This window comes from Halothiobacillus sp., assembly GCF_028710545.1.
Classification (GTDB): Bacteria; Pseudomonadota; Gammaproteobacteria; order Halothiobacillales; family Halothiobacillaceae; genus Halothiobacillus.
The window spans coordinates 1-13,414 of record NZ_JAQTTX010000029.1 but is presented as its reverse complement, the minus strand read 5'-3'; the positions used below and the strand labels follow the sequence as shown (position 1 = coordinate 13,414).

At 54.6% G+C, this 13,414-nt stretch carries 13 protein-coding genes, 1 other RNA gene and 2 pseudogenes; 5 read left to right on the top strand and 11 right to left on the bottom strand.

Annotated elements, in window-relative coordinates:
• Positions 1–23: 23 nt before the first annotated feature.
• The 8 genes from fliN to nadB all read right to left on the bottom strand — a co-directional run bounded on the left by fliN (position 24) and on the right by nadB (position 6,726).
• Complete coding sequence (gene fliN, locus PHD44_RS07360; protein ID WP_300189815.1) at positions 24–443, bottom strand: flagellar motor switch protein FliN; 420 nt, start codon at positions 441–443, stop codon at positions 24–26.
• Between the two features lie 40 nt (positions 444–483).
• On the bottom strand, positions 484–1,527 hold the full coding sequence (gene fliM / locus PHD44_RS07355) for a flagellar motor switch protein FliM (RefSeq protein WP_300189813.1): 1,044 nt from the start codon (positions 1,525–1,527) through the stop codon (positions 484–486).
• Positions 1,528–1,536: 9 nt separating this feature from the next.
• Positions 1,537–2,097 (bottom strand): flagellar basal body-associated protein FliL, encoded by a 561-nt coding sequence (gene fliL / locus PHD44_RS07350; RefSeq protein ID WP_300189812.1) that lies wholly within the window; start codon positions 2,095–2,097, stop codon positions 1,537–1,539.
• An 87-nt stretch (positions 2,098–2,184) separates the two neighbouring features.
• Positions 2,185–3,120, bottom strand: a complete 936-nt coding sequence (locus PHD44_RS07345; RefSeq protein WP_300189810.1) for a GGDEF domain-containing protein — start codon at positions 3,118–3,120, stop codon at positions 2,185–2,187.
• 208 nt (positions 3,121–3,328) lie between these two features.
• Positions 3,329–3,928 carry a 5-formyltetrahydrofolate cyclo-ligase gene (locus PHD44_RS07340; protein ID WP_300189807.1) on the bottom strand — a complete coding sequence of 200 codons (600 nt, stop codon included), beginning with the start codon at positions 3,926–3,928 and terminating at the stop codon, positions 3,329–3,331.
• A 21-nt stretch (positions 3,929–3,949) separates the two neighbouring features.
• A non-coding RNA gene (gene ssrS / locus PHD44_RS07335) (6S RNA) lies at positions 3,950–4,134 on the bottom strand.
• 190 nt (positions 4,135–4,324) lie between these two features.
• On the bottom strand, positions 4,325–5,020 hold the full coding sequence (locus PHD44_RS07330; protein ID WP_300189805.1) for a methyltransferase domain-containing protein: 696 nt from the start codon (positions 5,018–5,020) through the stop codon (positions 4,325–4,327).
• 50 nt (positions 5,021–5,070) lie between these two features.
• Entirely contained in the window at positions 5,071–6,726 is a 1,656-nt protein-coding gene (gene nadB / locus PHD44_RS07325) for an L-aspartate oxidase (RefSeq protein WP_300189802.1), read from the bottom strand.
• A 338-nt stretch (positions 6,727–7,064) separates the two neighbouring features.
• On the opposite strand from nadB, the gene rpoE reads away from it, so the two are divergent.
• The 5 genes and pseudogenes from rpoE to PHD44_RS07300 form a co-directional block, all read left to right on the top strand.
• Positions 7,065–7,691 (top strand): RNA polymerase sigma factor RpoE, encoded by a 627-nt coding sequence (rpoE, locus tag PHD44_RS07320; RefSeq protein WP_300189798.1) that lies wholly within the window; start codon positions 7,065–7,067, stop codon positions 7,689–7,691.
• A 64-nt stretch (positions 7,692–7,755) separates the two neighbouring features.
• The gene (locus PHD44_RS07315) at positions 7,756–8,418 is read left to right on the top strand and encodes a sigma-E factor negative regulatory protein (RefSeq protein ID WP_300189796.1); all 663 of its coding nucleotides are present in this window, start codon (positions 7,756–7,758) and stop codon (positions 8,416–8,418) included.
• A 3-nt stretch (positions 8,419–8,421) separates the two neighbouring features.
• A complete protein-coding gene (locus PHD44_RS07310; RefSeq protein ID WP_300189793.1) occupies positions 8,422–9,546 on the top strand; it encodes a MucB/RseB C-terminal domain-containing protein in 1,125 nt (374 codons plus the stop codon).
• Complete coding sequence (locus PHD44_RS07305) at positions 9,546–10,097, top strand: SoxR reducing system RseC family protein (RefSeq protein WP_300189790.1); 552 nt, start codon at positions 9,546–9,548, stop codon at positions 10,095–10,097. The genes PHD44_RS07310 and PHD44_RS07305 overlap by 1 nt, the downstream gene beginning before the upstream one ends.
• Before the next feature lie 71 nt (positions 10,098–10,168).
• A pseudogene (locus PHD44_RS07300) lies at positions 10,169–10,273 on the top strand (IS30 family transposase); the annotation flags it as partial.
• Between the two features lie 186 nt (positions 10,274–10,459).
• Here PHD44_RS07300 and ltrA read toward each other — a convergent pair.
• The 3 genes and pseudogenes from ltrA to PHD44_RS07285 all read right to left on the bottom strand — a co-directional run.
• Positions 10,460–12,025 (bottom strand): group II intron reverse transcriptase/maturase, encoded by a 1,566-nt coding sequence (gene ltrA, locus PHD44_RS07295; RefSeq protein WP_367182014.1) that lies wholly within the window; start codon positions 12,023–12,025, stop codon positions 10,460–10,462.
• Positions 12,026–12,316: 291 nt separating this feature from the next.
• Positions 12,317–12,547 (bottom strand): annotated as a pseudogene (locus PHD44_RS07290) (transposase domain-containing protein); the annotation flags it as partial.
• Positions 12,548–13,118: 571 nt separating this feature from the next.
• Positions 13,119–13,414: hypothetical protein (locus PHD44_RS07285; protein ID WP_300189788.1), on the bottom strand; the 296-nt coding region annotated here is incomplete at its 5' end.

Below are 13,414 nucleotides of genomic sequence, written 5' to 3'. Positions count from 1 at the left end.
CAGGCAGAGCACACTCGCCCGACTCAACGCAGCTTTCTCAGACGCTCGGCGGGACTGATGACATCGGTCAGGCGTATGCCGAACTTCTCGTTGATCACCACGACCTCACCTCGTGCGATGAGGGTGCCGTTGACAAGCACATCCAGCGGTTCGCCCGCCAACCGATCAAGTTCCACGATCGAGCCCTGATTGAGTTGCAGCAGGCTCCTGATGTTCAGGCTGGTACGGCCGATTTCCATGGAAAGCGTGACCGGAACATCCATCAACACTTCAAGATTAATGGGGTTTTCTTTGCCGTTCGATTTGCCAGCCGACTCGAACTGATCCAGCGGGGGAACCGTGCCCCCAGACTTGGTTTCGCCAGATTCCACTTCGGCCTGTTCGGCCATCGCCGCAGCCCAGTCGTCCATTGAATCGTCAGTTTGTTCGGTATTTTCTGCCATATCTCTATCCTTAACTTTAGGTCACGCGTTAACTACGCGATCAATCGGTGGATTCGTCACTCTTTTCTTTGTGCTTGTTGCGCAGCAAATCATTTGGTCGCACGATGCGTTCTAGGCGTTCCTTGACGGGGGCCTCGATCCGAACGGATTTATTGCCCCGGTGAACACCCAGTTTTCCTTGATACAACGGTAGCCCCTGTGCGGTGAGCACAACGTGCTCGGGCATCTCGAAAGGCAGCACATCGCCAACTTTCATTTGTGCGAGATCGGCGAGTGACATGCGCATTTCACCCAATTGGGCAACCAGCTCGATTTCTGCCAGGCCCAACTCCCGCTTGAGCGCCTGGGTCCACCGTTCATCAACCTCCAGACGATCGCCCTGCATGCCACCATCCAGCAAATCCCGGATCGGTTCGATCATCGAATAAGGGAAAACGAGATCAAACTTGCCACCACCGCCTTCGACCTCAATCCGGAAGCTGTTCACCACAACAACCTCGGTGCCGGAGACGATATTCGCCAGTTGCGGATTCATTTCGTGGCTGACGGTCTGGATGCTCACCGGATAAACCGGACTCCATGACCGCTGTACTTCATCGATTGCCTGTTCCAATACCCGGGTAATGACGCGCAATTCGGCCGGAGTAAAATCACGCCCCTCGATTTTGGCGTGCATCCCGAAGCCGCCGAAGAAGTTGTCCACAAGTTTGAATACGAGTTGCGACTCCATCATGAACAGCCCGGTACCCTTCAGGGGGCGGACATGCACCAGCGTCAGAGAGGTGGGGACATAAAGCGCATGCGAGTACTCCGAGTACTTCATCATCCGCACGCCTTCGATGGATATATCGACCGTGCGCCGCAACATGGAAACCAGACGGATACGGAAGTTTCGGGCGAAACGCTCGTTCAGCATTTCCAGCGTAGGCAACCGGCCACGAACAATGCGTTCCTGTGTGGTTAAATCATAAGAACGGGCCTCTCTCGGATCGCCGACCCCCTCCTCCGTGGCCACATCGCCTTCGTCCACGCCGTTGAGCAGCGCGTCGATTTCATCCTGCGAAAGTACATCCACACTACTCACGCATACTCCCTACTGCATCAGCAGCTTGGTGAAGTAAACATCATCAATCATATCTTTCTTGCCCGAGCGCTTCTCGAGCACGGCATTGACAGCATCCTTGAGCTGTTTCTGCAAATCCTCTTTTCCCTCGCGCGTACGCAATTTCGTAGCATTCACGTCGCTCAATACCAGCATGATGTTGTTGATGATTTCAGCACGATTGGTTTTGACTATCGCTTCGGCATCATGATCATAGGTAATCAGATCGAGCTCGACCTGGAGCAGCTTGGCGTCGTTGGGTTCAGCCAGATTCACCGTGATCGGCTGCCCCAGGGAAACCGTGATCGGTGCACCGTGCTTTTCACCGCCGTCAGCCTTATGATCGCCATCAGCTTTTTGCCCTTGCGCGCTCTGCTCCGTGGTGGCCGGAGCGTGACTGGCATCAGCAGCAGGTTTCTTCAGAAGAAACATCGCACCAATACCGACGGCCACCAGCAACAACACGATGATCACAATCATCAAAATCAGAATCAGCTTACTGCCGCCTTTCGCCTTGGGTGCTTCGTCTGCCGCCTCTTCCGCCTTAGCCATATCCTTTCCCCTTGATCAACGAAAACAAATTCTCGCGTAGCTTAACTGGTGACCTATGTTTTTTCACTAATCGCAGTCGCATCTTCACTAAGCCGCCGTCCGCTTGTGTTTCAGCTTGTTATGGTACAAGGATTGATCCGCACGACGAAACCAATCCTTTTCATCGCTGTTTTTCTCTGTTTCTGCCAGACCAAAGGCTGTGCGCACGGTAATTCGTTCTCCGGAAGGCAAACTGAGTTCATGGGCAGCGAGCCACGAATCCAAACGTTCCGCCATTTTTTTGGCGCCATAGAGATTTGTAGCCGGTAAAATGGCGCAGAATTCGTCCCCGCCGAAGCGAAAAGCATGATCGGTATCGCGCAATATCTGCTCCAAACCGTCGGCAAATAACCGAATGGCACGGTCGCCCACATCATGCCCCCATGTATCGTTGATCGACTTGAGACCATTGAGATCCATCACGACCAAGCTTGATTTAATGTTATACCGCACAAAACGAGCCTGTTCACGGGCGATCTCGGAATCGAAAACCCTGCGATTTTTCAAACCGGTCAGTGGATCCTGATTCGCCTCGAACAAAGCCTTCTGGAATAACAGAGTGTTGCGCAAGGCAAAAGCGATGGATTGAGCCACGCGCAACATCCAGGCAGACTCCTCTTCGCTCAGCGAGCGCTCGGCACACACCGCCAGCTTTCCGAGCCGCACATCCGCTTGCGTCAATTCCAGATTGTGCAGAACACAATGACCACTCGCATCCTTCCGGAAAAAAGGCGTAGATACTTCGTCATGTTCTTGACGCCATGAAAACCCCTCAACTGGCAGGTATTGGCTGACCCGTTCGTACAGTTCATTGAGCAGGCTGAGGGGATCCATGCAGCGTTGTGCGGCAAGCATCAGATCAATATGAAAAGCGCCAGATTCTTCAGGCAAACGGCCACGCCCCTTCGCTACGCCGGCCATTGAAGGCAAACGATATGAAGTGGTATCGGAGGTATCGCGGATTGTTGTGCGGTAAGCGGCCATGGTGTGCCCTCATTGACTTTAATCAAACCTGTGAGTCAATGAGCACGAGTCGTGCCAACAAAAGTAAGGTCACCTCGAAATCCATAACGGGCGTAAGCCCGCCTTAGCATGTTCGAGTGCAAGGAGCCGCAATCGGATAGCACAGAAATTTTTCAAGCCGCCTTTTCAACCATTTCAAAATAGGTGCGATGCGTGGCGCACCAAGGGCTCAACTACGGTAGCGGTTGGTTTTGATGATGCCTGCATTGGTGACGATGTAGTCCAGCGGGACATCCCAAGGATCGGCAGGCAAATGTCCGGTTTCCTGGCAATCGAATGCAATTCCGATCAACCAGGGTCTGGGGCGGCGGAGCCCTGTCAGGCTTCGGTCGTAAAAACCGGCCCCCATGCCCAGCCGATTGCCGCGACGATCGAAGCCGACGAGCGGCATCAGAATCGCGTCCATGTGGGCGCTGCGGAGTATCGGCAGGCGTTGTGATTCGAGAATGCCGAATCGGTTACGGTGGGCGTTTATGGGAAGCCGTGCGTTTGGGGTGAGTGTGAATGCGGGCCGAAAATCCAAATGCAGGTCCGGGCGAATCATCGGCAACCAGATTTTGCGCTCAAATCGCTGCATGAAGGGCAATAGATCGGGTTCGCCGTCGAACGGCATGTAGGCGGCAATGCGGCGCGCGGCACGAATCTGTGGCATGGCGGCGAGAAAACGCTGAATGCGCTGCTGTTTTCGATCCCGCTGGTAGCCATGAAGCGACTTTCTGGCCTGCCGAAGCTGGCGGCGAAGAGATGTTTTGCTTAAGGGGAGATTCATGCAGGAATTTTAGTGGGTTGAGCGTCTTCCAGAACGCCGTTGGCGGCTCTTCGACCTTGAACCGAGGGTTCAAGCTGGGCGGCGCGCAATGGATGTAAGGCTTTCCGACGAAGCGGACCTGCACACGATCCATTTGATGCGCCCCCCAATGTCGCAGATTAAGGCTCAAGGGATTGAGAGCAACCTGACGCACGTCCGAGAAGACTGGTTCAATCCTAGGCTTTCCATCCGGATTGTGCAAGTGCGATTACTTTGTCAATGCTGGTTTATTCCATCCATGGAATAAACCAGCTCGCTCATCGCCGTACGCGCGCGCGATGCCCCCCCAAACGGGAAGCACTGAATAAATCAGCGCTTCCCTTTCGTTGTTGCAGCGCAAACGATTGATCGGGTGTCTCAGAGCGAAGCGCGTAATTGCCACAGGCATTGACCGCTGCAGCGGTATTTATGCTCAAAGGGTGTGAGTGATGGTGAATCGTTTTGCAGGCGCTGTATCGTTGATTTTTTGTTATGGAAATTGAGTGCAAGCGCCATTTCTTCGAGATAAATCGGCCAGTTGCTGCGACACTCAAATTCTCCACCCAGCGCCAATAAGACCGGAAAAATCGGATGAGCATGAAACCGTCGCGTCAAATGTTTGGGTTTGGGTTCGGGGTTGGGATAAAGCAGATAATGGTGTTCAGGCCGCCAGCCCGCCTGGTTTGCCAATCGCCAGAAATCGAGAAGATCAGCCCGTAACAGCAAACAGTTATCAGGTGTGTGCTCTCGCTGGCGAGAAAGCCGGTGTTCTGAGCGGTCGACCCCGATGATTTGATGCTCAGGAAACATTTGCGCCAGCGCGCGTGAACTATCCCCCGTGCCGCAGCCTGAATCCAGAATCAATCCGCCTTTCCTTTGCAAAAGCCAATCTTGTGCACGATCAAATGCAGCCCGGTTGTAGTCTGTGATGGGTTTGGCCCAATCACTTCGGCTGTATTTGGCGATTTGTGCCAGCAAATGTTCGTGTGGCGCTGTTTGAGCGGAAACGACCGGGCCCGAATTGCCCGGTGTGGGCGGTCGGTTGTGCATGAGTTGATTGAAATGATTCGGCATGGCAAGAGCATACAACAGGACGTCTCAGCCAACTCGTCCCGACTGACCGTTTATGGCGCAGATGCGGTAACCGGTTGGGATTGCGGGGTACAAATCGTGTTGATGTGCGCCAGTTCCGGATTGCTTTCAGGGTAATCGCGGGTGAAGTGCAGTCCGCGACTTTCATGGCGGGCGAGTGCCGATTTCACGATCAAATCCGCGACTTCGACCAGGTTGCGCAGTTCGAGCAGATTTTTGCTGACGCGGAAGTGGGCGTAATAATCCTGAATCTCGCGCCGGAGCAACGCAATCCGGTGTGCGGCGCGTTCCAGCCGCTTGGTGGTGCGGACGATGCCGACGTAATCCCACATGGCGCGGCGCAACTCATCCCAGTTGTGGCTGACGATGACAGCCTCGTCGGGGTCGGTTACCTGACTGTCGTCCCACTCAGGAATGGCAGGAATGGCGGGAATGGGATGGGTTGCTGGTTTGGACGAATCGTGCCAGCTGGCGATATCCTGCGCAGCCGCCTCGCCATAGACCAGGCACTCCAACAATGAATTGCTGGCGAGGCGGTTCGCCCCATGTAGGCCGGTGTGGCTGGTTTCACCGATGGCGTACAAGCCCGCGATGTCTGTGCGTCCGTGCTTGTCGACCACAATCCCGCCACAGGTATAGTGTGCTGCCGGCACCACGGGCAGGGGCTGGCGGGTCATGTCGTAACCGTATTGAAGGCAGCGTTCATGAATCATCGGAAAGTGTTCTTCGATGAATGCCTTGCCTTTGAAGCTGATATCCAGATACACACAATCGGCCCCGGTGCGTTTCATTTCCGAGTCGATTGCGCGGGCAACGACATCGCGCGGTGCCAGTTCGGCATCCGGGTGGTAGCCGGGCATGAAGCGCGTGCCATCGGGTAGCAGCAAAACCCCGCCTTCGCCCCGTACGGCCTCGGATATCAGGAAGGATTTTGCTCGTGGTTCGAACAGACAGGTGGGATGAAACTGCATGAACTCCATATTGGCCACCCGGCAACCCGCGCGCCAACCCATCGCGATGCCATCGCCCGTCGAGCTATCCGGATTGGTGGTGTAGAGATAGGCCTTGGCAGCCCCGCCTGAGGCAAGAATGACTTGGTGGGCCCGTACGGTCTGGACATGATCCGACTTGATATCAAGCACATAAGCACCCACGCAGCGATTGAGTTGGTCGTTCAACCCTAAGCGGTGCATTGTAATGAGGTCCACGGCGAGCTGGTGCTCAAACAGCGTGATGTTCGGTCGCGCATACACCGATTCGAGCAAGGTTTCGATCAGAGTCCGGCCGGTGTGGTCGGCCGCATGGGCGATGCGACGCGTGCCATGCCCACCTTCGCGTGTCAGATGGAGGTGCTCTGATTCACCTGGGCTGGACTCACTGGAAAACGGCATACCAAGCGAGAGCAGCCAGTCGATTTGTCTCGCTCCCGATTCGACGACGCGCCGCACAACATCGACGTCCGGCAAATCGCTTCCTGCGCGGCAGGTGTCACGGATGTGCTGTTCCACGTCTTCAATGCCACCCAATGCCGCAGCGATCCCGCCTTGCGCCCACGGGGTGCTGCCTGAGTTGATCGGCCCCTTGCTGAGAATTGCGACCCGGACATTGGAGGGTAATCGAAGTGCGGCAGAAAGCCCGGCTGCTCCCGAACCGATGATAAGAACGTCTACAGGTGGGATTTGGGTCATTGGGAGCATTGATTCGGCTTGTCGATTGAACTTAAATGATGCGAGTATACTAGGAGCCTGACGGACTTTAGGAATCGTAGCGAAAATCAAGCTGGGCGAGGGCAGATTTTGCCGCTTTTGCAGGGTAATAGCGGTTTCTATTGCCCCAAAAAGCGGTGAAATATGCACCGTTCAGATGGATTTGCAGCCGATTTCCCTAAAGTCCGACAGGCTCCTAGTCTACTTCGGCCTTTGGGTTGCCGTTGTTTATGTGCGTCTGTCGATGCTGCGGTAAAAGGCCGGCAACATTGGGCATTTTTTATTTGAACGGGCCATGAGGCTCACCGGTATGAGGCTTTATGGCCACTGAAACGACCCCCTCGGTCACAGAACAAGCCACGGATCAACCAACAGATCAACAACTGGTGTTGCGCGCCCAACAGGGCGATCGCCGTGCGTTCGATTTATTGGTGCTCAAATACCAGCATCGCGTTCTGCGACTGGTCGGCCGCTTCGTTCGAGATCAGGATCAAGCCTTCGATCTGGCCCAGGAAGCGTTCATCAAGGCCTATCGCGCACTCGGGAATTTCCGGGGTGAAAGTGCGTTCTACACCTGGCTGTATCGCATTGCGGTCAACACCGCGAAAAACCAATTGGTGGCGGACGCTCGAAGTGGTTATTCGGTTTCACTGAACTCTGGTGGCGGAGATGAGTCAGATGAAGCATTACCCGAGCCGGAGGCTCTTCGCGACCATGCCAGTCCAGAGGATATGGCGGCTACGCAGGAACTGGAAGCCGAGATTCGGGCCGCCATCAGAGCATTGCCCGAGGATTTGCGGACGGCCTTGACCCTGCGCGAGATGGAAGGCCTGAGTTATGAAGAAATCGCGGTCGTGATGAACTGCCCGATCGGTACCGTGCGATCCCGGATTTTTCGGGCGCGTGAATCGGTCGAGGAACGCATCAAGCCGTTGCTGGATTCCTGAGCCGGGATGAGTTTTGAATCGTGCGAAATCCGTTTGACACAACCCTTCTATCTGGGGGAAATCGATGAATACCCAACATAATGCCCACATGCCACTGCCTTCGACGCCCGAGGAAGCCCTTTCAGCCTGGTGGGACGATGAGTGCATGCCACATCAAACCGATCGGCTGATGTCTGTAGCCGCTAGTGACGCGCGTCTTAGCCTGCGCTGCTATTCCCTGATCGGGGCTGCCCTGCGTCAGGAACATCTGGATAATCGGGATGTATCGGCCTTGATTTCGGCGCGGCTGGCCGAAGACGAAGGTCAGGCTCAGCAACTCGCCCAGGATCTGGCTTCGACGAGTCGCGGGCGGGTGTTGCCGTTCCCGCAATCTCAGGTTCGTCGCTCGATGAATCGCTGGCGTGGCGCGATTGCCGCTTCATTCGTCGCCGGTCTGGTTGGGGTGGGCATCTGGATGATGCCGCAGAATACACCGGAAAATGCGTTGATGCAGCAAGCTCAGAATGTCCCGGCGAATCTGCAGCAGCCCACAGCCACAAACAGCTCAGCCCAGGCTTTACCGGTGGTGGCTCGCGTTACGCCGGGCACGGTTTTGCCGAGCTGGGCCCAGGCACCCGTGCGCAAGGCGCCGATGGACCCTTACCTGATGACTCATTTTGAATCTGTTTCTCCGGATCTTTCCGAAGTGATGCCCTCATTACGCATGACCAGCTTTAAAACGGAGTAGTGGATGACCCGTGGCATTTTCGTCGGCCTGCTTTGTTCGCTGGCTGCTATCGGTACGGTCGAAGCGAATACATATGAGTCTGGTACTTTTCAGGCACATGTACTTCTTGTCGCCGATTCGTCCGATCGGCCGGTTTCGGAGCCCGGAGCCATCCAGCTACTGAATGAAATGACGCAGGCCATGAAGAAGACCGACTATGCCGGTACTTACGTTCATTTGCGCGGGGATCAGATCGATACCACAAAACTGTGGCATCGCGCGACCGCCAAAGGTGAGCAGGAGCGTCTGCAAACCATGAGTGGCGAGCCGCGTGAAGTCATCCGACATGGTAACCACTGCGAATGTGAGTGGCCTTTGCGCAAGGAAGTGGTCTTTGGTGATTTCCCCAGCGTGCGTTCACGACTCTCCGGTGAGCGTTTCGACCACCCGGAAGCGCTGGATGCCAATTACCACATCGTCAATCTGGGCCTATCCCGCGTAGCCGACCATGCCTGCCATCTGGTTGGACTTGTGCCGCGAGATCAATTTCGTTATGGCTACAAACTGTGCATCGATAATGAGTCGCGCCTGCTGCTGCGCATGAGCATCTACAACGATCAGGGGCGGCCGATCGAACATGACTTCTTCACCGAAATCCATTTCCGCCCACAGGGAGATACCACACCTTCGCAAGATTGGCCGGACATCCCGATGGACACGCCCCAAACCATTCCTCCAGGCTATAAGGTTGTTGAGCGAGGGCAGTCCCAACCTGCTGAGCCACTACAACCTGAACAGGGGTGGATTGTGTCTCCGGATTTGCCGGGCTATACAACCAAAAGTCGGGTCTGGCGCATCAACCCGGTTACCGGACATCGCTTTGAACACATGGTGGTGACCGATGGTCTATCGACCGCTTCGGTCTTTGTAGAAGACATGCCTCAACCCAAGGCGCTCGATCCCGATGCCGCCAAATACGGCATGAACATCGCCGTACGGCAGGTCGGCCCGGTTCGTCTGACCGTCATAGGAGACTTGCCCATGGCAGCGGTCGAGCAGATTTGCAAACACACCGTGCTCGCGAAGGATGCCAACACCGAGCGCGGGGAACGAAACCCGATGCAGACCCCGAATCAGGAAGCACGCTGATGAACCGTCAACCTCATGATCCCTCGCTCCTGAACCAACCGACCATCGGTTCCGTCCCCTATGCAGAACATCGTCTGGCTGGTTTGGCGTCGAGCGGATCAGATACCGCCGATATTCAGGAAGAAGGTGTTGTCGTTGCTGTTACCGCAGATGGGGTATGGGTTGAAACCCAGCGCCAAAGCGGCTGCCAGTCCTGCTCTTCCCGCGGCGGATGCGGTGTGGGAATCATGCAGAAAGCACTGAATCGACGGCAGCACAAGGTGCGTGTACAAACCGACCTGCCGGTACAGGTTGGTGATCACGTTCGATTGCTGCTGCCTGCTAGCGCCTTGGTTCAGGCTTCTATGCTCATGTATTTTCTACCGCTGTTGGGTCTGATTCTGGGGGCCGTGGCAGGTCAATCACTCTTTGCCTCCGACGCTGGCTCCATAGGCGGCGCAGTGGTGAGTTTCACCGCTGTGCTGCTGTTCATCGCTCGTCAACAAAATGGTCTTTCTCGCAGCGGTCGTTATGCACCCCGTATTGAACGGGTTTTGTTCAAATCCGCCTAGCAGCCTTACGTCTTTGACACTCCCTTTCCCCGGTGGAATGTGCTCCGGCTGATACCGGGGCATTTGAAGGCGAAAGGAACTTGCGTCCGCCAAAGCGCCTCAGTTTCAAGTGTCCTATCGAAGTGATTGAGAAAGCCATAGCCATGCGGCATGACACTCCGACTTCAATCCAATAACCGAGCTACGCTCAAACTTTGCAGCCTTCTCAACGACTTGCATTTCCTCGATTTAGGCATCCATCAACGCCATAGGCGTAAATTCTATAACCGTATCCTCCCAAATTCGGTCGCGGTAGGGACGGGAGTTACCTCCCGCCCCCGCACAGATCCGTACTTGCAGCATTACCGCATACGGCTCCTGCCTTAGGTTCTGACGTGAAATCGCTCCGACGGTAGTGGATGAACTACGCGACATGGTGGCAAATACTTCTTCGTCAGACGATTGAATCGATCCCACTGCAACCGATGCCGCTGGCTTCGTCGCAGAAGTGCATGACGCCACGCGCGACACACTTCGCTCACAAACCCCGACAATCGATGCATGTTGCCCGGTACTGCGTAGTAATTGAAATATCCCCTTACCACGCGACCAATCCAGCGTCCAACAATCGGGACTGGCTCATGTCGCCGTCTCATCAACGTCTCGCGAATGACTGACAAAGTGGCACGCATCCGCTTCTTGATCGTCAGCCGGACGATCTTGAAGCCACGGCGATGCTGACCACAACAGTGCGTAAAGCCGAGAAAGTCGAACGTTTCCGGCTTACCCATCCCTCGCTCCCGGCATTGTTGCGCGGCATATCTACCAAAACGGATCAGCCGCGTTTTATCCGGGTGAAGCTCCAACTTGAATTTGGCAAGACGTTCTTGCAATGCTGCCAGGAATCGCCGTGCTTCACCTTCATACTGAAACCCCATAACACTGTCATCCGCATAACGAACAACAATGACATCACCACTGGCACGCCTCTGTCGCCATTGATGCGCCCACAAGTCAAAGGCATAGTGCAGGTAAATGTTCGCCAGCAAGGGCGAAATCACAGCACCTTGTGGTGTTCCTCGAACAGATGCCTTACGGCTTCCATCCTCGACAACACCCGCCTTCAGCCAGTTTCGAATCAATCGAATGACACGCCGATCAGCAACCCTGTGTTCCAAAAATCTCAACATCCACTCGTGATCGATTTCATCGAAGAATGCGCGAATGTCTGCATCCAGAATCCAGTTTACTTTTCGTCCTTCAATCCCTTCCGATAGCGCATCTAGTGCATCATGTTGCCCTCGTCCCTGGCGAAAACCATATGAGAAACCAAGGAAGTCTTGTTCATAGATCGCACTCAGAACCGTTGTGATGGCCTGTTGCACTATCTTATCTTCCAACGCTGCAATACCAAGCGGACGTAATTTACCATCTGCTTTCGGTATGTATACTCGCCGTGACGGCTGCGCACGATAGGCACCAGTGTGAATTTCCCGATGCAACTCATGCACTCGTCCGTAGAGTAATTTCTCATATTCGTACCACGTCACACCATCCACGCCAGCCGCCGCTTGTTTGCGAAGTGCGTAAAAGCTCTCCACCAACAATGACGGTGTGACATGGTGTAGTAGTGCCGTGAACTTCAGCTTCCGTTCCCGTCGTGCAATTTCACGTATACCTTCCAATCCCGTCGACGTGTCATGTTTCCGACTCTGAGTCCGGGACACGGGGAATTCGTCGGTATTTCCTTTGGCTACACCCCTTCCCTCCATCGCCTCCGCCGGGTTATCCCCTTTGTTCAGCAATTTCTTCGGTACTATGGGCGTATCCGACTTCTCATCGGCGTAAATGGCTGGCTTACGGTCTTTAACCTTCCCAGCCCTGTCCGACCATCCTGCATCGGACACCAATGAGATCTCGCTGCTTCCGTGTAAATAACTTCCCGACATGCACAGGGTCTACGACCGCGTGGGATCAACGCACGACTTGCGATTATCGTCGTGCATCATGTTGCCTTCCGCTTCGCTTAACAGCGTCGGCATCCCAGATTCCTGATTTCGCGGCTCAATGGCTGGCCTGTCGGTTTCCACTGTCAACGCTTCGACATACACCTCACGATGTATATCGCATGACTCGGGGTCAGAGTGATTCGCCATTTCTTCTCCGTATCGAACTTTCATCGACTATTATTTACCGGCTTTGCAGCCGCACTAAGCGTCCAGCCGTCCCACCTGTAAAACTCAGGCAATTTTTGCAGGCGGGTTGACCGGGAGCAATTCGACGATGCGACTGTTTGGCCGGATGGATAATTTTTCCAGGGTGTCTTTTAGCCATGCCGCCGGTTCAATTCCATTGAGCTTGGCAGTGGCAAACAGATTATGAATTGCTGCAGCTCGTTTGCCTGCCCTTTCACCACCAGCGATCAACCAGTTCTTCTTGCCGAGAGCAATGAGACGGATGGTATTTTCTACTACACCTGAGACAAGCCAGGGTTGTCGATCGCTAGGGAACCTCTGCACGCCGGCAACGATATACGCGACACCCAGCGGCGGCGGTGCGAGGATAGTGGATAACTTCAGCAAGAATGGGGCAACGTCATGCGGCTGCGAGAAAGACGGACAGACCAGCTTAAATGAGAGGACTTGAAACACTACGCGCATAAAAAAACCCGCAAACCTAGGTTTAATGCGGGTTTTGTTATTATTTTAGAACCTTGTGGGACGTTCTAAAATCATCGAGCTAAGCTCCATCACATCACAAGGTTTAATGCGGGTTTCGTGCTGCGATTTGAAAAGTTACCAACAAAGTTACCAACCATTTTTTTTGCACCATTGCCGGAAAAATGCCAAACCCAATTTTTTAATTTCGCAGGCGTAAAAATTCGAGAGCAAGGGTCGTTCGGTTATTCCGGTGTCGTGGAGGTTTTAACACCCCCCGCCTGGTCGCATGGTTGCTGTGATTCGACGCACCCTTATTTCAAATGAGGCAATAAAAAACCCGACACACGGCCGGGCTTCGTTGAACTTTTGCCAATAACGATAGTTACCCTGTACCCGCTTGCCATACCGGCTTTTCAGTGACACAGAGCCAACACACATTTGGGTGCTGTTCCGCCAGCTCCGTGAAATACTCGATCCAGTTCTGGTATTGCTCTGCCGTGCTCGTGTTGGCCCGGCAGTACCTTTCCACTTCCGCCAGCAGTTCCTTCCTCGTTGGTGCTGGCGGGCTGTCGGCAACACCGACACCCTCTGCCACTTCTGCGAATGTTTTGCGAATCGTGCCGTGCGAATGCTGCGAATCTTGCGAACGGGCGCATTTTGTCGCGGGTTTGCTGGTTT

Bases quoted from the DNA above. Each gene is read 5' to 3' on its own strand.
- fliN (WP_300189815.1), bottom strand. From the start codon at position 443: ATGGCAGAAAATACCGAACAAACTGACGATTCAATGGACGACTGGGCT.
- fliL (WP_300189812.1), bottom strand. From the start codon at position 2,097: ATGGCTAAGGCGGAAGAGGCGGCAGACGAAGCACCCAAGGCGAAAGGC.
- PHD44_RS07345 (WP_300189810.1), bottom strand. From the start codon at position 3,120: ATGGCCGCTTACCGCACAACAATCCGCGATACCTCCGATACCACTTCA.
- PHD44_RS07340 (WP_300189807.1), bottom strand. From the start codon at position 3,928: ATGAATCTCCCCTTAAGCAAAACATCTCTTCGCCGCCAGCTTCGGCAG.
- PHD44_RS07330 (WP_300189805.1), bottom strand. From the start codon at position 5,020: ATGCCGAATCATTTCAATCAACTCATGCACAACCGACCGCCCACACCG.
- nadB (WP_300189802.1), bottom strand. From the start codon at position 6,726: ATGACCCAAATCCCACCTGTAGACGTTCTTATCATCGGTTCGGGAGCA.
- rpoE (WP_300189798.1), top strand. From the start codon at position 7,065: ATGGCCACTGAAACGACCCCCTCGGTCACAGAACAAGCCACGGATCAA.
- PHD44_RS07315 (WP_300189796.1), top strand. From the start codon at position 7,756: ATGAATACCCAACATAATGCCCACATGCCACTGCCTTCGACGCCCGAG.
- PHD44_RS07310 (WP_300189793.1), top strand. From the start codon at position 8,422: ATGACCCGTGGCATTTTCGTCGGCCTGCTTTGTTCGCTGGCTGCTATC.
- PHD44_RS07305 (WP_300189790.1), top strand. From the start codon at position 9,546: ATGAACCGTCAACCTCATGATCCCTCGCTCCTGAACCAACCGACCATC.
- ltrA (WP_367182014.1), bottom strand. From the start codon at position 12,025: ATGTCGGGAAGTTATTTACACGGAAGCAGCGAGATCTCATTGGTGTCC.